This is a genomic window from Clostridium sp. AM27-28 (genome assembly GCF_003480955.1).
GTDB classification, from domain to species: Bacteria; Bacillota; Clostridia; order Lachnospirales; family Lachnospiraceae; genus Otoolea; species Otoolea fessa.
On record NZ_QUJT01000002.1, the window covers coordinates 72,500 to 96,655 of the forward strand.

At 49.4% G+C, this 24,156-nt stretch carries 22 protein-coding genes; 20 read left to right on the forward strand and 2 right to left on the reverse strand.

Annotated features, from left to right (window positions below; all coding sequences use genetic code 11):
* Positions 1–153 precede the first annotated feature (153 nt).
* From gdhA to DW720_RS03095, 18 genes are all read left to right on the forward strand, one after another.
* Positions 154–1,506, forward strand: a complete 1,353-nt coding sequence (gene gdhA, locus DW720_RS03010) for an NADP-specific glutamate dehydrogenase (RefSeq protein ID WP_117796258.1) — start codon at positions 154–156, stop codon at positions 1,504–1,506.
* 276 nt (positions 1,507–1,782) lie between these two features.
* A complete protein-coding gene (locus tag DW720_RS03015; protein WP_243022519.1) occupies positions 1,783–2,931 on the forward strand; it encodes a TAXI family TRAP transporter solute-binding subunit in 1,149 nt (382 codons plus the stop codon).
* A 41-nt stretch (positions 2,932–2,972) separates the two neighbouring features.
* Complete coding sequence (locus tag DW720_RS03020) at positions 2,973–4,970, forward strand: TRAP transporter permease (protein ID WP_182426688.1); 1,998 nt, start codon at positions 2,973–2,975, stop codon at positions 4,968–4,970.
* A gap of 310 nt (positions 4,971–5,280) precedes the next feature.
* On the forward strand, positions 5,281–6,195 hold the full coding sequence (locus DW720_RS03025) for a S1 RNA-binding domain-containing protein (RefSeq protein ID WP_107000639.1): 915 nt from the start codon (positions 5,281–5,283) through the stop codon (positions 6,193–6,195).
* A gap of 71 nt (positions 6,196–6,266) precedes the next feature.
* The gene (locus DW720_RS03030) at positions 6,267–6,998 is read left to right on the forward strand and encodes a GTP pyrophosphokinase family protein (RefSeq protein WP_333489802.1); all 732 of its coding nucleotides are present in this window, start codon (positions 6,267–6,269) and stop codon (positions 6,996–6,998) included.
* A 12-nt stretch (positions 6,999–7,010) separates the two neighbouring features.
* A complete protein-coding gene (locus DW720_RS03035; RefSeq protein WP_107000637.1) occupies positions 7,011–8,828 on the forward strand; it encodes a glycerophosphodiester phosphodiesterase family protein in 1,818 nt (605 codons plus the stop codon).
* A gap of 38 nt (positions 8,829–8,866) precedes the next feature.
* Positions 8,867–9,325, forward strand: coding sequence for a D-aminoacyl-tRNA deacylase (gene dtd / locus DW720_RS03040; RefSeq protein WP_022359969.1), 459 nt, complete (start codon positions 8,867–8,869; stop codon positions 9,323–9,325).
* Positions 9,326–9,345: 20 nt separating this feature from the next.
* On the forward strand, positions 9,346–10,740 hold the full coding sequence (locus DW720_RS03045; protein WP_118653388.1) for an aminopeptidase: 1,395 nt from the start codon (positions 9,346–9,348) through the stop codon (positions 10,738–10,740).
* A 276-nt stretch (positions 10,741–11,016) separates the two neighbouring features.
* A complete protein-coding gene (gene tig / locus DW720_RS03050; protein ID WP_118653390.1) occupies positions 11,017–12,153 on the forward strand; it encodes a trigger factor in 1,137 nt (378 codons plus the stop codon).
* Positions 12,154–12,191: 38 nt separating this feature from the next.
* Positions 12,192–12,779, forward strand: a complete 588-nt coding sequence (locus tag DW720_RS03055; RefSeq protein WP_022359972.1) for a xanthine phosphoribosyltransferase — start codon at positions 12,192–12,194, stop codon at positions 12,777–12,779.
* Positions 12,766–13,560, forward strand: coding sequence for an HAD family hydrolase (locus DW720_RS03060; protein WP_227589748.1), 795 nt, complete (start codon positions 12,766–12,768; stop codon positions 13,558–13,560). Before DW720_RS03055 ends, DW720_RS03060 begins: the two co-directional genes overlap by 14 nt.
* A 192-nt stretch (positions 13,561–13,752) precedes the next feature.
* Positions 13,753–15,621 carry a DNA helicase RecQ gene (recQ, locus tag DW720_RS03065; protein WP_118653392.1) on the forward strand — a complete coding sequence of 623 codons (1,869 nt, stop codon included), beginning with the start codon at positions 13,753–13,755 and terminating at the stop codon, positions 15,619–15,621.
* Positions 15,622–15,796: 175 nt separating this feature from the next.
* Positions 15,797–16,213, forward strand: a complete 417-nt coding sequence (gene tnpA, locus DW720_RS03070; RefSeq protein ID WP_118556385.1) for an IS200/IS605 family transposase — start codon at positions 15,797–15,799, stop codon at positions 16,211–16,213.
* Between the two features lie 6 nt (positions 16,214–16,219).
* Positions 16,220–17,524, forward strand: coding sequence for a transposase (locus DW720_RS03075; protein ID WP_243099692.1), 1,305 nt, complete (start codon positions 16,220–16,222; stop codon positions 17,522–17,524).
* A gap of 330 nt (positions 17,525–17,854) precedes the next feature.
* On the forward strand, positions 17,855–18,496 hold the full coding sequence (locus DW720_RS03080) for a hypothetical protein (RefSeq protein WP_022359975.1): 642 nt from the start codon (positions 17,855–17,857) through the stop codon (positions 18,494–18,496).
* A gap of 329 nt (positions 18,497–18,825) precedes the next feature.
* Positions 18,826–19,716 carry a tetratricopeptide repeat protein gene (locus DW720_RS03085; RefSeq protein ID WP_022359976.1) on the forward strand — a complete coding sequence of 297 codons (891 nt, stop codon included), beginning with the start codon at positions 18,826–18,828 and terminating at the stop codon, positions 19,714–19,716.
* A 147-nt stretch (positions 19,717–19,863) separates the two neighbouring features.
* Positions 19,864–20,844, forward strand: a complete 981-nt coding sequence (locus tag DW720_RS03090; RefSeq protein ID WP_118652498.1) for a DUF4037 domain-containing protein — start codon at positions 19,864–19,866, stop codon at positions 20,842–20,844.
* A gap of 108 nt (positions 20,845–20,952) precedes the next feature.
* Entirely contained in the window at positions 20,953–21,567 is a 615-nt protein-coding gene (locus DW720_RS03095; protein WP_118685095.1) for a DUF4125 family protein, read from the forward strand.
* 109 nt (positions 21,568–21,676) lie between these two features.
* On the opposite strand, the gene DW720_RS03100 is transcribed toward DW720_RS03095, so the two are convergent.
* Positions 21,677–21,907 (reverse strand): hypothetical protein, encoded by a 231-nt coding sequence (locus tag DW720_RS03100; RefSeq protein ID WP_118570547.1) that lies wholly within the window; start codon positions 21,905–21,907, stop codon positions 21,677–21,679.
* A gap of 244 nt (positions 21,908–22,151) precedes the next feature.
* Between DW720_RS03100 and DW720_RS03105 the strand changes: the two genes are divergently transcribed.
* The gene (locus DW720_RS03105) at positions 22,152–23,105 is read left to right on the forward strand and encodes an L-lactate dehydrogenase (protein ID WP_022359991.1); all 954 of its coding nucleotides are present in this window, start codon (positions 22,152–22,154) and stop codon (positions 23,103–23,105) included.
* Positions 23,106–23,196: 91 nt separating this feature from the next.
* Here DW720_RS03105 and DW720_RS15680 read toward each other — a convergent pair whose 3' ends face one another.
* Positions 23,197–23,346, reverse strand: a complete 150-nt coding sequence (locus tag DW720_RS15680) for a hypothetical protein (protein ID WP_182427966.1) — start codon at positions 23,344–23,346, stop codon at positions 23,197–23,199.
* A 129-nt stretch (positions 23,347–23,475) separates the two neighbouring features.
* Between DW720_RS15680 and sfsA the strand changes: the two genes are divergently transcribed.
* Positions 23,476–24,150 (forward strand): DNA/RNA nuclease SfsA, encoded by a 675-nt coding sequence (sfsA, locus tag DW720_RS03115; protein ID WP_118629090.1) that lies wholly within the window; start codon positions 23,476–23,478, stop codon positions 24,148–24,150.
* Positions 24,151–24,156: the final 6 nt, after the last annotated feature.

Below are 24,156 nucleotides of genomic sequence, written 5' to 3' on the forward strand. Positions count from 1 at the left end.
TATAATACATTACAGAAACAGAAAAGTTCACAAAAACGATTTGGAACCAGAGGGAAAATTGTACAAGATAGATGAATATATCATCGAGTATTAGTGGTAACCATAGTTGAGTGAGCTATTCAAACTTATATACATATCAGGAGGTATTATCTAATGAGCAAGTATGTTGACAGAGTTCTTGCAGAACTCAAAGAGAAAAACGCACATGAGCCGGAATTCCTTCAGACTGCAGAGGAAGTATTATCTACTCTGGGTCCGGTTGTAGATGCACATCCGGAGTACGAGAAGGTAGCTCTTCTTGAGAGAATGGTTGAGCCGGAGAGAACAATCGAGTTCCGTGTTCCGTGGGTTGATGACAACGGTGCTGTTCATGTAAACCGTGGCTATCGTGTACAGTTCAACGGCGCTATTGGACCGTACAAAGGAGGCTTACGTTTCGCTCCTTCTGTAAACCTGTCTATCATGAAGTTCTTAGGCTTCGAGCAGACATTCAAAAACAGCTTAACAACTCTGCCGATGGGCGGCGCTAAAGGTGGTTCTGACTTCGATCCGAACGGCAGAAGCGACAACGAGATCATGAGATTCTGCCAGTCCTTCATGACTGAGTTATATCGTCACATCGGACCGGACGTAGATATCCCGGCTGGTGACCTTGGTGTAGGCGGACGTGAGATTGGTTATCTGTATGGTCAGTACAGAAAACTTCGCGGTGCATTCGAGAACGGTACTATCACAGGTAAGGGAATGTCCTTCGGTGGTTCTCTGGTTCGTCCGGAAGCAACTGGTTACGGCGCTGTTTACTATGTAGAAGCTGTTATGAAACATGAGAACGATACAATCGAAGGCAAGAGCGTTGTTGTATCTGGTTTCGGTAACGTTGCTTGGGGTATCTGCAAGAAACTGGCTGAGCTGGGTGCTAAGGCTGTTACCCTGTCTGGTCCGGATGGATACATCTACGATCCAGATGGTGTTGTAACTGAAGAGAAGATCAACTACATGCTGGAGATGAGAGCTTCTGGACGTAACAAAGTTCAGGATTACGCAGACAAGTTCGGCGTACAGTTCTTCCCAGGTGAGAAACCGTTCGGCGTTAAGGCTGACATCATTATGCCGGCTGCTACTCAGAACGATGTTCGTATGGAAGAGGCTAAGAAGATCGCTGCTAACGGCATCAAGTACTACATCGAGGTAGCTAACATGCCAACTACCAACGAAGCTCTGAGATTCTTAATGGATCAGAAGAACATGGTAGTAGCTCCGTCCAAGGCTGTTAACGCAGGTGGCGTTCTTGTATCTGGTCTTGAGATGAGCCAGAACAGCGAGAGATACAGCTGGACAGCAGAGGAAGTTGATTCCAAACTTCATCAGATTATGACTGGTATCCATGATGGTTCCGCAGCAGCAGCTGAGAAATACGGCTTAGGCTACAACCTGGTAGCTGGTGCTAACATCGTTGGTTTCCAGAAAGTTGCTGACGCTATGATGGCTCAGGGTATCTGCTGGTAGTCAGTAGTTCCCCATACCATATGGAGTGAATGTATAAGTAATATAATTGCATAACGCAGTTACATAAAAGAACTGCTGATTCGGACAACCTGGTGACAGGAAGTCCGGATCAGCGGTCTTTTTTGCGTAATAGGAAATTCCTTGGAATTCCCTATTACGCAAAAAGGCACTAACGTGCCAAGGAATAATTCTTCCCTCCCACACATAAAATAGTAATGGTAATTTTTGACAGTCTATCTAAGACGTAAATGTTCAAGCAGGGAGGAGAATGAGAGAATGAGAAGAACAAAAAAGACGAAAAAAATGAGAATGCAGGGACACATGGCAGTAGCAATTTCCATGGCGATGGCGGCAGGGCTGGCGCTGACGGGATGCGGCAGTACCGGAACGACAGGAGTATCGGCAGAGACATCTGCGGGAGGTAAAAATGAAGCCGGGAGGAATACTGCCGGTAACACAGCAGGCGGACAGGAAGAAAGTCAGAGTGGGGCTGGCGCTGCGCAGGTGACAGACACGAAAAAGGGCGGAAAGGATGGCGGAACCAGCCTCATTTTCACGACGGGAGGCGATCAGGGTACATATTATGGATTTGGCGGCGTGCTTGCAGGAAAGATAGGGGAATCGACCAGCACTTCGGTGACGGCGATCACATCGGGCGGTTCACAGGCAAATATCGAGGCGCTGGATGCACATGACGCGGATTTGGGATTTGTGCAGTCGGATGTCATGGCATATGCCTACAATGGTACGAATCTCTTTGAAGAATATGGAAAAGTTGCTGATTTCTCGACCGTGGCGGCGCTCTATATGGAGCAGGTGCAGATTGTTACGCTGGATCCGTCGATTCAGTCGGTAGCCGATCTGGAAGGCAAAAATGTTTCGGTCGGCGCGGCGGGGTCAGGCGTCTATTATAATGCGGTGGATGTGCTGGGAGCATATGGATTGGATATCGAAAAAGATATAAATCCGACGTATCAATCCTTTGGGGACAGCGCAGAGGCGTTGCAGGATGGCAAGATTGATGCGGCATTTGTCGTAGCGGGTGCACCGACGACCGCAATCACCTCCCTGGCAGCGACGAAGGATGTGTATCTCGTCAGCCTGGACGATGAGCATATGGATCAGCTGATTAAAGAATCGCCATATTACAGCAAAAACACGATCCCAGCGTCCGCGTATGGAACGGATGAGGATATCAGGACGGTGGCTGTCGGTGCGGTAGTAGTGGCGCGCGATGACGTTCCGGCAGAGGATATCTATAACTTCTGCTATGGCGTCTTTGAAAATATGGATTCCATCAAGGCGGCGCATGCGAAGGGAGCGGAGCTGAACCTTGAATTTGCCACTTCGGTCACAGCGGTTCCGTATCATCCGGGAGCAGCGGATTATTTCGCAGAGAAAGGGATGGAGGTGCCGGTGAAATAAGGGGGAAACCCAGAAATGAAGTATGAAAGGGGGTTATACGAATGGGTGAATGGAAGGAAAAGAAAAACAGGGCACCAGATCTAAAATACCTGGAACGTGAAAGCCTGAAAAAGGGCGATTCGGACACAGGGACAGCTGCGGATGTTGAGTTAGTCATGAAAAAATATGACCGCGAGTCCAACACGCGCGTCTGGCAGGGGAAACCAGCATCGATCATCCGGTGGCTGTCGGTATTATTTTCCGTTTACAGCATTTATGTGACGCTTTTCAGTACCGCCTTGCCGGAAATCCGGTTGTCGATGTTTCTGGGAATGATTCTGATTCTCGGGTATCTGCATTATCCGATTCAGAAGGGAGACGGACGCATCAACCATATGCCGTGGTACGACTGGGTTCTGATGGCAGTGGGGGCGGTTCCATTTTTCTATTTTGCGGCGAACGCGCATGCGATCATTAAGCTGGCGACGCGGGTCACGAAGAATCCGGTTATGGTGCTGATGGCGATTCTGGCGGTGCTCTCGCTGATGGAACTTTGCAGGCGTTGTGTGGGAATCCCGATTCTCTGTGTGGTCGGTGCACTGCTTGTATATACATTTGCGACGGTGCGTTTTGGAAAGGTTATTTATGATTTATTTTACACGACGAGCGGCGTTATGAATACGCCGATCAATGTCTGTGCAAAATATATTGTGGTCTTTATCATTTTCGGGGCGTTTCTGGAACGGACGGGGATCTCGAATTTTTTTATCGACCTGGCGAACTGTCTCTGCGGTTCCTCGGCGGGCGGTCCGGCGAAGGTGGCGGTTATCTCCTCGGCGCTCTGCGGGATGGTATCGGGATCTTCGGTTGGAAATACTGTCACAACGGGTTCGGTCACGATCCCGATGATGAAAAAATGTGGTTACCGCCCGGAATTTGCCGGAGCAGTGGAGGCGGCTGCTTCGACCGGCGGGCAGATCATGCCGCCAATCATGGGCGCGGCAGCATTCCTGATGGCAGAATATATGGGCGTGCCGTATGCGACAGTGGCGCTGAAAGCGATTCTTCCGGCAGTGCTGTATTTTGCGGGTATTTATATCGCAGTGCATCTGGAGGCACAGAAACTGGGACTTCGTGGAATTCCGCGGGAGGAACTGCCGCAGATGCGGGTGCTGATGAAACAGATCTATCTGCTGGCACCGTTGATTGTGCTGGTGGTGCTGGTATCGACAAATACATTTACGATGCAGTTTTCTGCGTCGGTAGCGATCTTTGCCGCGATTGCGGTCGGTGCTCTGAACCGGAATAACCGGATCACGCTGAAAAAGATTGTGGATGCGCTGGAGGCAGGCGGACGCGGCACGATCACGGTGGCGGTTGCCTGTGCGATGGCGGGGCTGGTGGCTGGATGTATCACATCGACCGGTCTGGCATCGAAGCTGATCACGGCAATTGTGGCAGTTTCCCAGGGAAAACCGCTGATCGCGCTGTTCCTGACGATGTTATGCTGTATCGTGCTTGGCATGGGCGTTCCGACGACGGCAAATTACTGTATTATGGCGGCGACCTGTGCGCCGATTCTGATTGCACCGGAGATCGGGATCAATCTGGTCTGCGCGCATTTCTTTGTTTTCTATTTCGGAATCGTGGCGGATATCACACCGCCGGTGGCATTGGCAGCTTATGCGGGTTCCGCGATCGCGAAAGCGCCTCCGATGAAAACGGCGCTCAATGCGACGCGGCTGGCGGTTGCCGCTTTTATCGTGCCGTATATTCTGGCATTTAACCCGGCGATGGTATTCATCGACACGAATGCACTGCAGGTTGTGCAGATCTGCATCACCTCGCTGCTCGGTATCTTCGGGATTGCGGCGGCGCTTAACGGTTTTCTGTTTGGATGGCTATCCGTTGTAGAGCGGCTGGTTTTGATCGTGGGCGGTCTGTGCATGATGGATCCGGGCGCATGGACGGATCTTCTGGGACTTGTGTTGGTTGGCGGTGTGACATTCTGGCAGAAGAACCATGGATTGGAGAAAGATGCGGAGACGGGTGTTGGATGAATGAATTTGCATTGCAGTTTACATAACGTGTAAACTGTGATGTGAAGTGTGTGTAAACGTAGACCGCACAGGCGCAGGCATGTGCGGTCTTTTGTGGCATAGGAAACTTCGGGCGGTTTCAGCAAGGTATGTTTTTTGTTTCCGGTGGGATGTTTGCAAACCAGAGGCTGTGAATCGGGCGGTAGCGAATCGATTTTAAGATAATTTTCACAAATTCACTCTGGAAATATCGGGTGGAATATGGTTAAATAGTCAATAGAGTTTTGCCACCCAAAAGAGTGTAGAAGGAACGGAAAGGAGAAATACCAGGATGGATGAGAATAAAGAGTTGGTAGAGACAATGGAGGACTATGCCGAGGAGCTGGAGGCGTCTTTCAAGCGTCTGCATGAGGGCGATATTGTGACTGGCACGGTTGTTGCAGTGACGGACGACCAGGTGCTGGTGGATTTGAAATATTTTGCTCAGGGCGTGATTGACCGTGAGAATCTGAGCAATGATCCGGATTTTAATATGAAAGAAGAGATTCAGCCGGGCGACCTGCTCACGGCAACGGTAATTCAGACCGACGACGGCGAGGGCAATGTCGTTTTATCCCGCAAGGAGGCGAATGACAGGATGACGTGGGAACATTTCCGTCAGCTGCTCGATGAGCGCACACCGCTTGAGGTTACTATTTCCGAGGTCGTAAACGGCGGTGCGGTTGCGATGGTGGAAGGCGTGCGCGGCTTTATACCGGCGTCGAGACTGGATGCAGCGTATGTCGAGGATCTGGACAGCTGGAATGGAAAGAAGATTCCGGTGCTGGTGATTGAGGCGGATGAGGAGAAGAAACGTCTCGTCCTGTCCGGCAGAGAGTTGGCGAGAGAAAAACAGGATGCGGAGAAGAAGAGCCGGATTGCGCGTTGTGAGACCGGCGCGATCATGGAAGGAACGGTCGAGACAATCAAGCCATACGGCGCGTTTGTCCTGCTGGAAAATGGCTTAAGCGGACTGGTACACGTTTCCCAGATGAGTAAAAAGCGCGTGGAGAATCCGGGTGCAGTCGTAAAGGTGGGACAGAAAGTGACGGTGAAAATCCTGTCTACCGCAAATGGCAAACTAAGCCTTAGCATGAAAGAGGTAGAGCCGGACGAAGCGCCGGAAGAGGAAGTATTTAATTATCATGAGTCAGGCGAGGCGACAACCGGGTTTGCTGAGCTGTTAAAGGGCTTTAAATTTGACTAAATAGCAGTAAAGGAGAGGGAAAATTGAATATCCCTGAGACGTATAATCAGCTTGACCAGTGGACGACAGTCATGTTTCTGTACAATTCTGCCCTGAAAGCGATTAACACGAAAATTGAAATTCTAAATAACGAGTTTATTCATTTATATAATTACAATCCGATTGAGCACATCAAATCGCGCCTGAAAACACCGGAGAGTATCGTCAAGAAGCTTAAACGCGGTGGACATGAGGTGACGATCCCGAACATGATTGAGCATCTGAGCGATATTGCGGGCATCCGTATTATCTGCTCGTTCAGCCCGGATATTTACCGGATCGCGGAGATGATCGCGCGTCAGTCGGATGTGACAGTGCTGGTGGTGAAGGATTATATCAAGAATCCGAAGCCGAACGGCTACAAGAGTTACCATATGGTTGTGACGATCCCGATTTATCTAAGCGATGGTCCGGTGGATACGAAGGTGGAGATCCAGATACGGACGATAGCGATGGATTTCTGGGCAAGTCTGGAACACAAGATTTATTATAAATTTGAAGGAAATGCGCCGGATTATCTGGAGCAGGAACTGAAAGCCTGCGCGGATATGGCGGATATGCTGGATAATAAGATGTTTTCCCTGAATCAGGCGATCACGAAGATTGCGGAGGAACAGGCGAAGGAGAAGGAAGCTGCGAAAGTGGCGGAGGAAATGAAGAAAGCAGAGCGGGAGGATGTGCCCGCGGGGAACGAGCAGGAGCCGAAAGACGGGAAACGGAGCGGGGAATCTGCGTCCGGGAACCGGAAAGAAGCCGGAGAGTAAGAGACGAAGAAAATGAAGATACGCAGGCGGATGGGTGAGACAAAGCAGATTGTTCAGGTAAATGGGGGGAATATTCTGCTGTTTGAGCTGGCTTTCCGTTTGCTCACGCTGCCGCTTCTTTTGCAGGCAGTGGCGGCGCTGTTCCGGCTGTCGGTGCGCGCGTCTGGCTACAGTTATGTGACGGTCAGCAATCTGGTTTCCTACCTGCTGCGGCCGGTTACGATCGCGATTCTGGTTTTGATGGCAGCGATCCTACTGGTGGGAGTTTCCATCGAGGCGGCGGGACTTCTGGCGGCATATCAGGCGGCGGCACTCTCGCGGAAAATGAGCGCTTTTTCGATGTTTGCGGCGGGCATCCGTCTGACGGTATCAGAGATCCGAAAGCGGAATCTGAGGTTGTTTCTGGTGCTGGCGGTTCACGGCCTGGTGCTTCATTCATTTTTGATTTACCGGATGTTATGTCATGTGAAGGCGGTCAAATTTATCCTTCCAGCGCTTCTGGCGGAGAACTGGGGGCGGCTTTTACTGGTTGGCGTGATTGTTGGCGCGGTTGTGATTTCACTTCCGACGATTTTTATCTGTTTTGGCTGTATGCTGGAGCAGCGGTCGTTTCGGGGCGGATTTCTGCGAAGCAGGGAGCTGCTGCGCGGTAATCGGGTACAGGTAGTTGGGACGCTTGTTTTGTGCAATCTGGCAGTTACGGCGGTAACGGTGGTGCTCTATCTGATTGCGGTTGTGATTGTGGCGGTGTTTGCTGTCTGGTTTGCGGACCGGCGTCTGGAATTGATTCTGGTTTTAGAGGCGCGCGACCGGATCGAGATGGTTTTGATGCCGCTCATGAGCATCGCGCTGATGTCGGTCAATTATGGCGCATTGACGGTGTTATATGTGCAGCTGGACCGGAAACGTCAGAACAAAGAGCGCTGGAAGTTTGAAGCTGGCGAACATGCGGGTCTTCCGTGGATGAGCCGCCGCAATCGGATGGCGGCGCTGGCACTTCTGACGGCATTGAGCGCCGGAGCAATGTACGACGCTTTTTACCGGGGCAATGTGCTGGCGGCGGATCAGCTGAGGGAAGTGCAGCTCACAGCGCATCGGGGCGCATCGACGAGCGCACCGGAGAACACGATGCCTGCGATGGAGGCAGCGGTCGATCAGATGGCGGATTTTGCAGAGCTGGATGTGCAGGAGACGCGGGATGGTGTGCTGGTATTGTTCCATGACAGCACTCTGGAGCGGATCGACGGGACGCGGCGGACGATCCGATCGCTTTCCTGGGATGAGCTGCAGCAGGTAGATGCCGGTGGCTGGTATTCGGAGCAGTACAGCGGGACGCGGATTCCGAAGCTGGAGGACGTTATCGAATATGTCAGGGGACGGATGATGCTGAACATCGAGATCAAATATGCCGGCGCGTCCAGCGATCTGCCGGAAAAGGTCGTGGACTGTATCCGGGAGAATGATTTCGTGGAACAGTGCGTCGTGACATCGACGAGTCTTTCTTATTTAAAGCGGGTGAAGGCGGCGGATTCGGATATTTATACGGGCTATATCCTGTCGGCAGCATATGGAAGCTATTACGAGGATGATGCGATCGATTTTATCAGCCTGATCTCCAGTTCAGCGAACCGGAAGCTGGTCGAGCGCGTCCATGCCTGTGGTAAGGAGGTTCATGTCTGGACGGTCAATAAAAAGAGTGAACTGGAGCGAATGAAGATGATCGGCGTCGATAACATCATCACCGACCGGCCGATCCTGGCGCGGGAAGTCATTCTGGGCGAGGAAAATGCGGAGAATCTGCTGGCGCGGCTGAGGGCGCTGCTGCGGTAAAGAAAGATTACAGGAAAAATAAAAATCAGGAGAAAAACATGAGATTTGTACTACAGAGAGTCAAACACGCGAGTGTAAAGGTAGACGGCGAGCTGATCGGCTCGATCGGCCGTGGATATATGGTGCTGATGGGCGTCAGCGACACCGACACGGAGGAAATCACCGACAAAATGGTGGATAAAATGTGCAAGTTGCGTATTTTTGAGGATGAGAACGGCAAGACGAACTGTTCGCTGGCGGATGTGGATGGCGAGATCCTGCTGATCAGCCAGTTTACTTTGTACGCGGACTGCAGCCACGGAAACCGCCCGGGCTTTACGGGTGCGGGAAATCCGGAACTGGCGAACCATCTCTACGAACACGCGCTGGCGCGCTGCGCCGGACAGGTGCGGAAGGTCGAGCACGGTATTTTCGGGGCAGATATGAAGGTCGAGCTTTTAAACGATGGACCATTTACGATTCTGCTGGATAGTGATACGATAGTGAAAAAGAAATGATTTGCAAAAGGAGGAAGGATATGTCAGTAGCGAAAGAACAGAGAGAAAAACTGATCTGGGAATTTCCTAATATTGGAAAGAAAGCCCCGGAGCAGGAGGAAAAGGCATTTGCGTATTGCGAGGGATATAAGGAGTTTTTAAATGCGGCAAAGACCGAGCGCGAATTTGTGCGCGAGGCGGTGCTCCGCCTGAAAGAGGCTGGTTATGAGGAGTTCGAAGAAGGAAAAATCTATCAGCCGGGCGACAAGGTATACCAGATCAACCGCAAGAAAGCGCTTCTGATGAGCACGTTCGGAAAACGTCCGCTGGAGGACGGCGTCCGCATTAACGTGGCTCACATCGATTCCCCGCGCCTGGATCTGAAACCGAACCCGCTGTATGAGAAGGCAGAGGCGGCATATTTCAAGACCCATTATTACGGCGGTATCCGCAAATACCAGTGGGCGACGATCCCGCTGGCGATGCACGGTGTTGTGATTTTAAAGGACGGCACATCGATGGATATTTGCATCGGCGAAAAAGAGGGTGATCCGGTCTTCTGCGTGACCGATCTGCTTCCGCATCTTGCCGCACAACAGAATGAGCGGAAACTGAAGGACGGCATCAAGGGCGAGGAATTAAATATCATCGTTGGATCCCTGCCGTATCCGTGCGAGGAAGAAGACTCGATCAAGGAGCCGGTCAAGCTGCTGGCGCTGTCGCTCTTAAATGAGCGCTTTGGCATGACGGAGAAGGATTTCCTGCGTGCAGAGATCGAGTTTGTGCCGGCAGTAAAGGCAACAGATGTTGGTCTGGACCGCAGCCTGGTCGGTGCTTACGGACAGGATGACAAGGTGTGCGCGTACACGGCACTGACCGCAGAGATGAAAGCCAAGTCCCCGGAATATACGACTGTTACGATTCTGGCAGATAAAGAGGAGATCGGTTCCGTTGGAAATACTGGCTTAAATTCCGATTTTACCCTGCATTATATCGAGGGACTGTGCAAGGCAGGAAATGTGGATGTCCGCAAAGTGCTGAGGCATTCTCTGTGCCTGTCGGCGGATGTCAATGCGGCGTATGACCCGACGTTTGCGAGTGTATTTGAAGAAAAAAACTCCTGCTATCTGAATAAGGGTGTCGTTTTGACGAAATATACGGGTGCGCGTGGCAAATCCGGCAGCAACGACGCGAGCGCGGAGACGATGGCGAAAGTGATCCAGATCATGGATGAGGCAGGCGTATACTGGCAGATCGGCGAGCTGGGCGCAGTAGACGTCGGCGGCGGCGGCACGGTTGCCCTGTTTGTGGCTGGCATGGATGTAGACGTTGTGGATATGGGTGTTCCGATTTTATCCATGCATGCCCCATTTGAGCTGGCATCGAAACTGGATATCTATAACACATATCTGGCATTTGCAGCATTTTGCAGCTAAAAAATAGCCAGAAAATTCCGTCAGGAAAGACAAAACGTTTTTTTCTGGCGGAATTTTTTATCAAATAATTCATATCCGGTTTCCTTAAATTGGGAAAAGTGATGAACTATGAAAAAAGAGTTGCTGAAAATATAAAATATTGAAAAATCGCTTTTGCGACAGGCTGGTTTGTGGTATGATGATTGGTAAGACATACGTGCAGATATATCATATGTGCGTTTGAAAGCCAGGTGCCGGATGGCGCAGGCAGGAAATTGAGAGATAGAGGACGACTAAATGAAGAAATGGAAAATAGCAGGCATCTGTCTGGCGGTTGCGGTAGCAGCAGCGGCATCTGGATGCGGAAAAAAGACAGGGACTGAGACGACCGCAGCAGAGAGCACGGCTGCAGAGACAGAGGAGTATGTCGCAGAGAGCAGCGTGAAGCTGGGCGAGTACAAAGGCATCGCTGTGACCGTGACCGAGGCATCCGTGACGGACGAGGAAGTAGAAAACCAGATTCAGCAGGTGTTGAATTCAAAGGCCGAGTACCGCGAGGTAGATCGGGCAGCCCAGACGGGCGATCAGGTCAACATTGACTATAAGGGACTTTTAGACGGTGAGGCATTTGAGGGCGGTACCGCCGAGGGATATGACCTGACACTGGGATCCGGCAGCTTTATCGATGGATTCGAGGATGGGCTGGTCGGCGCTGTGAAGGGTGATCAGAAAGACTTAAACCTGACCTTCCCGGATCCGTATCCGAAAAACCCGGATCTGGCAGGTAAGGCGGTTGTATTTGAGGTAACGGTCAATGCGGTCAAGGAGCGCTCCGTTCCGGAACTGACGGATGAGTTCGTTGCTTCCGTATCACCGGATGATGGAACTGTGGAGAAATACCGTGAATCCACCCGTGAGAACCTCTTAGAGCAGAAACAGCTCTCGATTGACAATCAGAGAGATACGGATATTCTGAATGCGGTCGTGGACAATTCAGAAGTTGTATGCTCGACTGCATCGATCGACGAGGCATATGATACACAGTTAAAGGCATACACCAACATGCTTTCCTCCTACGGCGTCGATCTGGCGACCTATGCGGGCATGATTGGAAGCGACGAGGACAGCTTCAAGCAGGAGATCCGCCAGGAAGCCAAGGAAATGGCGAAACAGTCCCTCGTTTTAAATGAGATTGCGAAGCAGGAAAATATCACGATCGACGATTCGGACAAGGAAGCACTGGCGAAACGCTACGGCTACGAGAGCCTGGAGACGATGCTTCAGAACGATAACATCGATCAGAAGATGGTGGACGATACGGCACTAATGCAGAAGACACTTGATTTTCTGGTAGAAAATGCCAAGATCACCGTCAGCACTGAGGAGAACAATGCGGCGCTGAATACAGAAGCAGCCGAGGACGAGGCGGAGTAGAAAGCGTCTCATAAAAATACAGATAAGGGGATAGACATATGCAGATTTTATACGACAGAATCCGTAAAGATGGAATCGTAAGAGCAGGAAATGTATTGAAAGTGGATCGTTTCCTGAATCACCAGATGGATATTCATCTGTTCCAGGAGATCGGCAAGGAGTTTAAACGCCGTTTTGAGGGTGAGGAGATCAACAAGATCCTGACGATCGAGGCGTCGGGTATTGGTATTGCCTGTATCGTAGCCGAATATTTTGATGTTCCGGTTGTATTTGCCAAGAAAACAAAGACGAAAAATATTGCCGGAGAAGTGTATACAACGAAAGTTGAATCGTTTACCCATGGCACTGTATATGATATTATTGTGTCCAAGGAGTTCCTTGGAAAAGGCGATAAGGTTCTGGTTATCGATGATTTTCTGGCAAAGGGCAAGGCATTAGACGGTCTGACCACTTTGATTCAGGATTCGGGAGCAGAATTAGTTGGTGCGGGCATTGTCATTGAAAAAGGTTTTCAGGACGGCGGCAAACGCATCCGTGATAAGGGCATCCGCGTTGAGTCACTGGCGATCGTAGACAGCATGAATGCAGAGACTGGGGAGATCGTATTCAGAAATGAAGATAAATAAAAAAGCATTGTTTTTTGATATTGATGGAACATTGTTTAGTGAAAAATTAAGGCAGGTACCGCAAAGCGCGGTGCTTGCCTTAAAAAAAACAATGGAAAAGGGAAATTTGACATTTATTAATACGGGGCGGACCTGGTGCCAGACGTCCAAAATCCGGGAGGAAGCGCCGGTAAACGGGCTGCTCTGCGGCTGTGGTACCTATATTTCCGTGGATGGAAAGACACTCTATGACCAGAGAATTTCGCCGGAACGGGCGGAGAAACTGAAAGAGGATATTCTGCGGTTCCGGATGGATACAGTGATGGAGGGCGTGGACGCCTGCTTTTTCCGGCCAGATGGGGTGCAGACCGAAACGATGCGGGCGATCCGCTCGATTCTCGACCAGAGCGGCTCGGTTTCGGCGAAGAACTGGTCGGATCCGTCCTTTTCGATCAGTAAATTTTGCGTGGCGGTCGGAGCAGACAGTGATCCGGCGGGATTTTTTGAGACACTTCGGGATTTTGAGGTGATTGACCGGGGCGGCGGCTTCTATGAGTGTGTGCCGATGGGGCATTCTAAGGCGAGTGCGATCGAGTGGATTTTGAAGCAATATGGGATCGCGCTGGAGGACGCGTGGGTCTTTGGAGACAGCATGAACGATCTGTCGATGTTCCAGTATGTGCCGAATGCGGTTGTCATGGGAAAACACGATGCCGGGTTGGAGCCGTATGCGACGTTTACGGCGAAGACCGTGGAGGAAGATGGGATTTACCGGGCGATGGAAGAGCTGGGGCTTTTGTAAGGAAGAAATGGTTTGGTGTTTGATATATATGTATAAAGAGTGAAATTTGTGTGGATGTGTGGAGTTCAGAGAAACATCCTGTGGAGAGAGGTTTCAGGAAAGATTGAACTGGTGGATGTCTGAGACTGGAAATGCTCAAGATTGTGGATAGTTGAGACAGAACTAGAATGAAAGGGTGTTGGATAAAGATATATGAATTATGAGAAATCGGAAAAATATGAAGTTCTCAAGCGGTATTTCGGATATGACAGTTTCCGAGAAGGACAGGAAATGCTGATTGATGGGATTCTTGATGGGCGTGATGTGCTGGGAATCATGCCGACGGGCAGCGGAAAATCACTGTGTTATCAGGTTCCGGCATTGATTCTTCCGGGAATCACGCTGGTGGTGTCACCGCTGATTTCTCTGATGAAGGATCAAGTCACGGCACTCAATCAGGCGGGCGTCCACGCGGCGTATCTGAACAGTTCGCTGACGACGGCACAGTATTATAAGGCGCTTGGGTATGCGCGCGAGGGGCGTTATCCAATCATTTATGTGGCGCCGGAGCGTCTGATGACGGAGGCATTTCTTGATTTTGCGATGCACGTGGATATTGCGATGCTGGCGATCGATGAGGCGCACTGCATTTCCCAGTGGGGACAGGATTTCAGACCGAGTTATTTGAAGATTGTTGATTTTATCGAGAAGCTGCCGAGGCGTCCGGTGGTCAGTGCTTTTACGGCGACCGCGACCAAGGAGGTCCGGGACGATATCATCGACATTTTGCAGTTACAGAACCCGGTGATGCTGACGACGGGATTTGACCGGAAAAACTTGTATTTTGCAGTGGAGACGCCGAAGGACCGCTATGCGGCGATCCGGGCATATCTGGAGGCGCACCCGGGGCAGGGAGGGATTATTTACTGTCTGACCCGCAGGAATGTTGAGGAGATCTGTGAGAAGCTGATCCGGGATGGATTTTCAGTGACGCGTTACCATGCGGGACTTTCCGATGCAGAGCGGCAGAAGAATCAGGATGATTTTATCTATGACCGGGTTCCGGTGATGGTGGCGACCAATGCGTTCGGCATGGGAATCGACCGGTCGGATGTACGGTTTGTCCTGCACTGCGGGATGCCGAAGAACCTGGAAGCCTACTATCAGGAGGCAGGACGTGCCGGGCGTGACGGCGAACCGGCGGAGTGCATCCTGTATTATAGCGGGCGGGATGTGGTGACGAACCAGCTCTTTATTGAGCGGAACCAGGACAATCAGGAGCTTGACGACTATACGCGGCAGGTGGTGCTGGAACGTGACCGGGAACGCCTGAAAAAGATGACGTTTTATTGTTTTACGAATGAGTGCCTGCGTGATTATATCCTGCGGTATTTCGGCGAATATGGAAGTAATTACTGCGGAAACTGTTCGAATTGTATGACGCAATTTGACACGATCGACATTCAGGCGGCGGCAGAGAGTCTCTTAGGCTGTGTGCAGTCGTGCGGACAGCGCTATGGAACAACGGTGATTCTCGACACGGTGCACGGGGCGAATACGGTTAAGATCCGCAATTACCGGATGGATGAGAATCCGCATTATGGGGAGCTGGCGAAGGAGAGCGTCGTGCATCTGCGCCAGATGTTTAACTTCCTCCAGGTGGAGGAGTATCTGTTTGTCACGACGGATGAGTATTCGATTGTCAAATTGACGGAAAAAGGTGCTGCTTTCCTGGAAGCACCGGAACCAATCGAGATGAAGATGGCGAAGGAGCGGGAGAAACAGACAGCTGGAAGCAGCAAAAAGAGCCGCCGGGGCGCGAAACTTCCAGCCGGGGCAGACGAATTTACGGAGAAGGAAGAGACGCTCTTCGAGGCACTCCGCGCGCTGCGCCGCGAGATCGCATCCGAGGGAAAAGTGCCGCCGTATATCGTATTTTCTGATAAGACGCTGACGCATATGTGTATTTTAAAACCGGTCACGAAAGCGGAGATGCTGGAGGTGTCCGGCGTGGGTGCGTATAAGTTTGAAAAATATGGAGAACGGTTTCTGGAGTGCGTGCGGAAGTTCTTAGGACAATAAGCGGGAATCCTCGGCAATTCAATTACCGAGATGAAAGCGCAGTAGTGTGCATATCTGCACAATGCAAATAGTATAATAATTCTCATCCTTTGATAGTAATGCCGTAACCGGCATACAATAAAAACGAAAATACGTTCGAATAATGGTTGCGCATTACATTTCGATATGATATACTATATGTATGAAAGAAAATCTTATACATTATAGGACTTGTGTGTGTAATATTAACTACCATATGGTTTGGTCGGTGAAATACAGACGGAAGATATTAACCCCAGAAGTTGAGAAATACCTACAGGAACTCGTGCAGCAGATAGCTGACGATAAAGGTTTTACCGTTCATTTATTTGAATGTGGTGAAGGTGATCATGTTCACTGTTTTGTATCAGCTCCACCAAAGCTGTCAATAACAGCCATTATCAAGTATCTGAAGGGGATCACAGGCAGGAAATTATTCGAACGTTTTCCGGAAATAAGAAACCAGTTGTGGAAGGGAGAACTGTGGAACCATTCCTATTATGTGGAAACGATCGGATCCGTATCTGAGGAAAATATTCGCCGTTATATTGAACATCAGAGCAAGTCGTATTAATTCAATGTGAATTGTAAATATTCATATGCATGGCTGTCTGAAGGGGGGAGGAGAATGCTGTTGTCTCACAGAACATCGGTTAATATCCGGCCGGAATATTCTAATATTATAGGGCATATGTGTTACGCTGCTTCCAAGCTCTGGAATGTCTGCAACTATGAACGTCGTCGATATAAAGAATTGGGGCTGGAGAAGTATCCTGACTGGTATTATCAGAAGAAAGCGCATAAAGGAGATCTGTGGTATAGACAGCTTCCATCCCAGACAGCGCAGGAGACCTGCAAGCAGCTGGATAAAGCCTGGAAATCATTTTATGCCCTTAAAAAGACCGGTGGGATCAAAGATCCAAATCCGCCGCGATTTAAACAGGACAATATACCAATCACTTACATGCAGATGGGAATCCGGCACGAGAAAGGTTCCGACCAATTACGGCTGTCTCTGTCAAAGGATCTGAAAAGCTATATGGAAGAAACTTACGGGATTCATGAAAAATTTCTATATCTTGAAAATAAGATTTTCAGGAACATGGATCACATAAAACAGCTGCGGATCTATCCACCGGAAGATGGAAAATGTGACCTTATCGTTATTTATGAGATCAAAGAGCCAGAACCGCTTTCCCTGAATGGTCATTATTTATCAATTGATCTTGGAATTCATAATCTGATGACCTGTTATGATTCCGGAAATGGAAGGAGTTTTATTCTAGGAAGAAAATATCTTTCGCTGGAAAGATACTTTCACAAAGAAATCAGTAGGGTTCAATCAATATGGTATGCACAGCAGGTGGAAAACGGCATAAAATATCCCCGATCATCGAAACACATCAAAAGGATTTATCGGAAAAAACAGAACGCAGTAAAGGATTACCTTCATAAGGTGACCAGATGGCTTGCAGAATACTGTAAAAAAGAAAGGATAAGCTGTGTAATCATAGGAGATATCCGAAATATCCGTAAAGGAAAAGATATAGGGCACAAGACAAACCAGAAGTTTCACGGACTGCCGTATAATAAACTTTATATCATGTTGGAATATAAACTAAAACTGTATGGAATATCACTGACAAAACAGGAAGAAAGCTATACCAGCCAGTGCAGCCCGTTTTCACCAGAACTATCAAAAAGATATGCAGAAGCATCAAACAGAAAAGAGCGTGGCATGTATATAACGGATGGAGTAAGATATAATGCGGATGCAGTAGGAGCATTTAATATCCTGCGTAAATATCTTTCCGTATCCGGAAAACAGAAAGAACTGTCCGTAACCGGACTAAAGAATCCAGAAATAATAAAAGTAGCTGTATAGCCGAAAGGTAAGCAGTAGTGGTGTCATGGACGCACCCTGAAAAAAGGCGGTATCCCGCCAGATTTCAGATGCTCTGGTAACTTAGTTACCGAGTAGTTCACAGTCTTAGTATCGGGTGTGTGTTCTGTTTGTGAGAAAAAAATGCCTGGAGAAAAGACAGAAAAATAAAAAAATATACATATGATGACAGATTTTATCTTGTTAAACGCCACATTTTCTAGTATAATAAGGGTATCAATCCATGGATGGAAGTGACTGTGAACATGGAACTTTTAGAAGCAGTTTCAAACATTTATGAACACCTATTTAGATGGAGAAGGGGGCGTTTTTATGGAGAAAAGTTATACAAAGATCTACACAACTGGAGCGACAGTACCGTTAAAGATTCGGCCAGGACATTTCGCAACAAACCATGCACATATCAATTATTACATTGATGTGACGACCCTGAAAGCGAGAACGAAAGAGGCGGAGGAAGTTGCACAGGCGCTGGTTGGCATGTATCTGTATGACACCGTGATCGACACGATTGTCTGCATGGAGGGCACGGAAGTTATCGGTGCTTTTCTGGCGGAGGAGCTGGCAAAGGGCGGTTTTCTCTCGACGAACGCGCACAAATCTATCTATGTAATCAGCCCGGAGTTTAACAACAACAGCCAGATCATTTTCCGTGACAACCTGATTCCGATGATCCGCGATAAACATGTGATGATCCTGATGGCATCCGTGACGACGGGACGTACCTTAAATAAGGCAGTTGAGAGCATCCAGTATTACGGTGGTATCTTACAGGGCGCATCGGCGATTTTCAGTGCGATGGATTCGCTGGATGGTGTGCCGATCAAGTCAGTCTTTGGCAAGAAGGATTTACCGGATTATACGTATTCAGATTACCGTGACTGCCCGCTCTGCAAGGCAGGAAAGAAGATTGATGCGCTGGTAAATACGTTTGGATATTCGCCGATGGGGTGATGCGGCGATCGGAAGTTGCTTCGTTTGATGAATACAGGATTTGTAAAAGCCGGATCGTTGAAATGAAACGCGATCCGAATGCGGGTGCTGCATGGCGGCATAGAAAGCATTATTGAGAAAGAGATAGATTTTACAAGGTTTGAGAACAGATAGTGGATACCGCAAAACCACAGAATCCGTGCACTGACCTGTCAGAAATAAGAAGATGGGGAGCAGAGGGATGGGAAAAAGGTTTTGCGGTATCTCTTTTTGTGTCAAAGGTGCCAAGGCACATTAATGAAAAAAATAACAGAAACAAGAATAAAGAAGGGAAAGAAAGAGGGATAAAAATGGATACACAGCAGATGTTTCAGGAACTGGATCGCCTTTATGCGCAGGGAAAACTGGACGAAGCGGAAGAGAAAATGATGGGCTGGATGAAGGAAGGGCTGGATTCAGGGAACAAAAGCCTTTGCCTGATGATGTGCAATGAGATGGAAGGACTCTACCGGAATACCGGACGGGTTGCACAGGCAGTCGATATGGCGGATATGGCGCTGTCCCTGATTGCGGGGATGGGACTGGATGGTTCGATCCACCATGGAACGACACTTTTAAATGCGGCAACCGCGCGCCGGATGGCAGGAGATGTGGAGAAAGCGCTTTCCCAGTACCGGGAGGCGGAAGCGATTTTTAAGAATCTTGGAAAAACGGATGGCTATGAGATGGCAAGTCTCTACAATAATATCAGCCAGATTTATCAGGAACAGGAGGAACATGAAAAGGCGCTGGAATCGCTGGATAAGGCGCTGGAACTAATTAAAAAGATGGAGAACAGCGAGGCGGAGGTGGCAACGACCCATGTCAACCGGGCGCTATCCTTGATGGCGCTGGGACGGCTGGATGAGGCAGACGAGGAGTTAAAGGAAAGCCTGACCTTTTATGCGTCCCCGGAGGGCGTGCAGTCGGGACACTTTGGTTCGGCGCTGGCAGCAGCCGGGGAGCTGGCATGGCGGCGCGGCAATTATGATCAGGCGATCGGGCTGCTGGAAAAAGCGCTGATGGTAACGCAGTCCCGGTTTGGCGAGAGCGATGCGTGCGCGGTGATCCGCCAGAATCTGGAGATGATCAAAAAAGAAAAGGAAGAAAAAGGCATTACCGGAGCTGCAGACAAGAAGGAAGACAAGGGCGGAAACCCGAGCCACTGTGCGAGCTGTCAGTTCAAGGATGCGAAATTCTGAGACAGGACAAGAAAAAAGCGTTTTTTGAAAAGTTTTCAGATGGAAGATTTGATAAAAAGCGTGCAAGAAACGCGCATGAAAAAAAGATACTGAAAATAGAGAAAACGTAGAAATAGAAAAAACCATAAAATCAGGTAGGGGGATTAGATGCAGGGACTAGAACTGGCAAAACGATATTATGAAGAAGTCGGGCGTCCGATGCTGGAGCGGGATTTTCCAGAGCTTCTGCCGCGATTGGCGGCGGGACTGGTGGGCGAAGGTTCGGAATGTCTGGGATTTGACGATGCGATATCGCAGGATCACGATTTCGGGGCGGGTTTCTGTCTGTGGTTTTCGGCGGAAGATTATAACCAGTACGGAAATGCGCTTCAGGATGCCTATGACCGTTTGCCAGGGGAGTTTGCAGGTGTTCCGGCACGCCTCACAAGTGCGCGGGGCGGCGGACGTGTCGGTGTGTTTGAGATAGAGGCATTTTACAGCCGTTTTATCGGGATGGAACAGCCGCCAAAGAGCCTGATGCGCTGGCTGCATCTGCCGGAAGATAAGCTGGCGGCAGTCGTGGGCGGGGCAGTATTTGAGGATGGACTGGGAGAATTTTCTGCGATCCGCGAGGCGATCCGGAAGTATTATCCGGAGGATGTCCGGATCAAGAAGATCGCGGCGCGGGCAGCGAAAATGGCGCAGTCGGGACAGTATAATTATGGCCGCTGTATGCGGCGGGGCGATACGGTTGCGGCGATGCTGGCGCTCGATGAATTTGTGCGGCAGGCGATTTCGATGGTCTATTTACTAAACCGGACGTATATGCCTTACTATAAGTGGATGTTCCGGGGAATGGAAAACTTTCAGATTCTGCCGGAGGTGGCGGAAAAAATCCGGGAGCTTTCGGTGATGGGAGATACGAGCGAGATGTGGAAGCCGCCGTTTCCCCCGGGATGGAATCCTTATGTAAACCAGTTAGATCCGCGTGTGGGTCGGATCGAGGAAATCTGTCAGGCGGTGGTTGAGGAACTGCGAAAACAGGGACTGACTGACAGCCGGGATGCATTTCTGGAAGCGCATACGTGGGAGATCATGAAACGGATTCAGGATCCGGAGCTGAAAAAATGTCATGTGATGGAAGGATAAGCCGCGGATAGACACATCAAAATGGGAACGCGCATGGACTGTAACTGAAAGAAAAGATGCAGGAAATTGATTTGGAAGGGATCTGGCAAGCGAAAGGGAGGACAGCGTATGACGAAACAGGAGAAAATAGAGAAACTGATTCAGATGGAGTGGGAAGATTTTCAGAAAGTCAATAACGAGGGCGGACGTGCTTCTTGTCAGGACGATCCGGAGACATTTTTTATCATGCGACGAAGCCATTTTGCACCGTGGACAGAGGAACTCATAGACTGCGTGCAGGCGGATATGGACCGCGCCCATGAGCAGGGGCGCAATCTGGTAATGGAGAAATATGCGTGGATGATGGCGAGCACCGCACCGGAGCAGTTTAAGAAACTGCATCATTTTCTGATTGATCCGACGCTGGCGGGCGAACAGTGGAGTGATGCGATCGTGAAACAGCAGCTTGCCTGGATGGAAGAGTACCAGGCGAAATATCCGGTGCTGGCGTCTGGAAACCGGCTTCTCTACAGTTCTGAAGATACGCTGTATGATACTTCCTTCCAGACGTACCTGCTTGGAGAACTGCGGACTTACTCGGACAGCACTCTGCATACGTACTGGCAGTTTATCAATGAACTGAAAAAGGAAGGAAAGAGTCTGGCACTTCTGACGATGGAGGCGGAAGTGAAGGCGTATGGATATGAGGGGCTGGATGCGGCGGAGAAGGCGCTCTCTAAATAAAAATTAGAAGGATGCATATTCGAAAATATATGGAAATGATTTCAAAAAAAGTGAATGTATAATAGCTAATATACAAGGAAAGTTGAAAAAAATCGGAGAGAATGAATGATCAAAGTTCCTCTCCGGTTTTTCTTATATCAGCACATTCTTTGTTTCCGATTTTTACGAAAACCGCCGAACCACCCGCATCACCTGTTCCACCGTATCGCTCAGATTCTTCCGGGCGGAGGCCTGCATCCAGCGATCCATGTTTACGATATCTTCCCTGGAAGCGCCTTTTTGCGGACCATAAATAGATTTCGGCAGGATCGAAGCAGCGGGACTGTACGGAAAAATACATGATGGGAACTCCTCTTTGCTGGTAGCTCACATTGTCGTCGGATGATCAGAAAGTGTTGTAGTTTCTATTTTCGTTGTTTAAACAACTGAAAAAATGTCCCAAAGCATGTATACTCCTTCTTGTAAGCGGCACAATACATATGAATGGCAGGAGAGACTAGAGGTATGCTTGTCCATATGCAGAGAGCGGATGCTAGAAACATGGACATGTAGTATAAGCCGGAGAAAAAAGGAGAAATGAGCGTATGAGCAGAGAGGTAAATCCAAGAAAAGCGGCAGTCATCGGGTGCGGATTTGTGGGTTCAGCAACGGCATTTACACTGATGCAGAGCCGGTTATTTTCCGAGCTGGTTCTGTTAGATGTAAATATGGAAAAGGCGGACGGCGAGGCGAAGGATATCGCGCACGGGATTCCGTTTGCAGGGCAGATGAAGATCTACGCGGGCACGTATGACGACGCGGCGGACGCGGCGATCATCATTATCACAGCGGGGGCGAACCAGAAGCCGGGGGAGACGCGGCTTGATCTGGTGCAGAAGAATACGGCAATTTATCAGAGTATCATCCCGGAGATTGTAAAACGCGATTTTGGCGGGATTCTGCTGATCGTATCGAATCCGGTAGATATTTTGACGTATGTGGCATTGAAACTGAGCGGGCTGCCGGAGAACCGGGTGCTCGGTTCGGGTACGGTGCTTGACACGGCACGGCTTAAATATGCGCTGGGCGAACACCTGGGCGTGGACAGCCGGAGTGTACATTCGTTTATCATCGGTGAGCACGGGGACAGCGAGATCGCGGCGTGGAGCAGTACGAATGTATCGGGCATTCCGCTGAACGATTTCTGCGAGATGCGCGGACATTTTAACCACGATGCGGCGATGGACGCGATCGCGGAGAAGGTCAAAAACAGTGCGTACGAAATTATTTCGAAAAAACAGGCGACGTATTACGGAATTGCAATGTCGGTAAAACGCATCTGCGAGTGTATCGTCCGCAATGAGCGCTCGATTCTGCCGGTGTCTGCGATGATGCACGGGGAGTACGGCATCGAAGATATCACTCTGAGTATGCCGGCGATCGTGGGAATCGGGGGTGTGGAGACGCATGTGCCGATTGCATTGAGTGAGGAAGAGGCGGAGAAGCTGGTGGAGTCGGCTAAGAAACTGAAAGAGGTAGCGAAAGGGCTGATAGAATGATGCCAGATGGGCTGCCGTACATTGGCACGGCAGCCCATCTGAACCAATCGGTTTTACTATAAAATTCTTTTCTATCAGTAAAGGCCATCTTTTAGGCAGCCGCCTGATTTTCTTTCTGGGTCAGTAAGGAGACAACGATCAGGGTAAGGAAAGAAACCGGAACTGCAACCAGGATGGTTGCCAGACCGAACGGATGTCCCATAACTTCCCAGGCAATCGTAGCAAAGGTTCCGACAAACATGGAAGCGATGCCTCCGCTTTTAGTTTTATTCGAATTGATTGTGATTATTATACTGCAAAGCACAGGCCGCTGCCAGTGAATCCAATCGTGTAAAATGAATGTTTCAGTACATATAATAGGAAACGTCACATGAAATATGATAAGATAGTGAAAGCAATTTTCATAGAACGTCCCAATCGTTTTATTGCGCGGGTAAAGATTGATGGCTCGGAAGCGGTAGAATCGGTTCATGTAAAGAATACGGGACGTTGTCGTGAATTACTGCTGCGGGGGGCGGAAGTGATTTTGGAAGATTGCATAGAAAAGAATCCAAATCGAAAGACTCGCTATGATTTGATTGCAGTTAAGAAGAATAAGATATGGGTTAACATTGATTCTCAGGCACCGAATAAAGTGGTAAAAGAATGGCTGATGACACAGGGGTATGATTCTATTAAACCAGAGTATACCTTTGGAAATAGCCGGCTGGATTTCTATATGGAAAAAGGAAAGCAAAAATATCTAATGGAAGTCAAAGGCTGCACCCTTGAGATAGACGGAGTTGGATATTTTCCAGATGCCCCGACGGAAAGAGGAGTTAAGCATTTAAAGGAACTTGCAGCTGCGTGCGGACAAGGATATAAATGTTTGATAGCATTTGTGATTCAAATGGAAGGCATTAGTGAAGTCAGGCCGAATACGGAAACGCATCCCGAATTTGGCGCTGCACTTCACGAGGCAAAGGCAGCAGGTGTTGAGGTGCTTTTCCTGAAATGTCATGTTGGGATGGATAGGTTGGAAATCATAGGAGAAGATGAGTCTTGAGGGCAA